This window comes from Auritidibacter sp. NML100628, from assembly GCF_003185985.1.
GTDB classification, from domain to species: domain Bacteria; phylum Actinomycetota; class Actinomycetes; order Actinomycetales; family Micrococcaceae; genus Auritidibacter; species Auritidibacter ignavus.
This window is the reverse complement of sequence record NZ_QHLP01000038.1, coordinates 1-1,177: the sequence shown is the minus strand read 5'-3', so window position 1 is coordinate 1,177 and position 1,177 is coordinate 1. Positions and strand designations below refer to the sequence as shown.

Sequence of the window (1,177 nt, the reverse complement as noted above, 5' to 3'; positions counted from 1 at the left end):
ACTCGTCGAAGGACAAGTCACCACGAACTGGAAACAGGCACTAGCCCAACTCGCGGCAGCCTACCCCGACCGAATGAACCCATACCTGTAAACCCAACCCCCGTACACAACAGAATTGACAACCTCGGCCTCCTCAGGTGATCTCTTTATACGAGTCGGATATGTGATTTACTCCACCTCTACCAGAAAAGATGAGGTTGAAACCAGCCCGAGCGAGATTCACCATATGGAGTTCAGTAAGCTCACTGACGATACGTAAGAGCGCTACTGACATCCGAGAAAGAAAGCAAAAAGTAGCCACGCCAACACCCCACCACGCAACGCAGCAACACAAGACCAACGACCAAATTCCTAAAGCTCCTCAGCACAACATCAGAAAATATTATCGGCACCAGAACACTCAGACCCACCAAGCCCTTAGTTATATGCACAGACGGGACGACACGAGCGGGGGCTGTGCTCCATTGGGCAGCGACTTGAGATGTGTCATCGAGACCGGGGATCAGTGCGTCGAGCCGCCACTGGTGTGCTTGGAAGACGCGAGTGGCGTCCGGATCGACTGGCATATGCACATAGATCCGTCCGGCTGTCTCCTGGAACTCCTCCGTCCGAGACAGTCCGGTCAAGAGTTTGTCGAGCACGTCAGTATCTGTCCAAACAATCGTGGATAGCTTGGTTGATCCACCCTTCTTCTTGGTCAGGATGATTCCGCCGAGTCCCCGGCCATCGGGAGAGGACGCGAAATAGGCCGTCTTGGCCTTAGCGTTGACTGGATCTGGCTCGGCCCGACGGGGACCATAGGTGACCTTGGTCGCTGCAAGATCAGTTCCGTCTTCCCGCGACGGTACTGATCCGGTGCCGTCCCGACTTGTACGAACCCCTGTCGAAAGAAGAAGGTTCGGGCGTTGAGGTTGTCGTCGCTAACCGTGCAGTAGAGAAGACGGACGTCATGGGGAGCCGGGTTCAATAGTGCCTCTCCTGCGCCACGGCGCCGAGCTGAAGGGTCGACGATCAGTGGGCTGATCTTGGCAGTGCAGTGACGCTTGACTGCGAGGTTGATGTAGCCGATCGGGCGGCCTCCAGGCTCTTGTCTGGCGACATATCCCAGTTGGGCGAGAGAGTTGAAGCCGTTGGCGTCTTGTCCATTTGCGCGGTGGGCGTTGATCAGGCGAGTGAG

The 1,177-nt window shown here is 56.2% G+C and carries 1 protein-coding gene; it reads right to left on the bottom strand.

Annotated features, from left to right (window positions below; all coding sequences use genetic code 11):
* Positions 1-697: 697 nt before the first annotated feature.
* Positions 698-1,177, bottom strand: a 480-nt coding sequence (locus tag DCC24_RS11890; RefSeq protein WP_146206338.1) for an N-acetyltransferase, incomplete at its 5' end; no start/stop codon positions are given.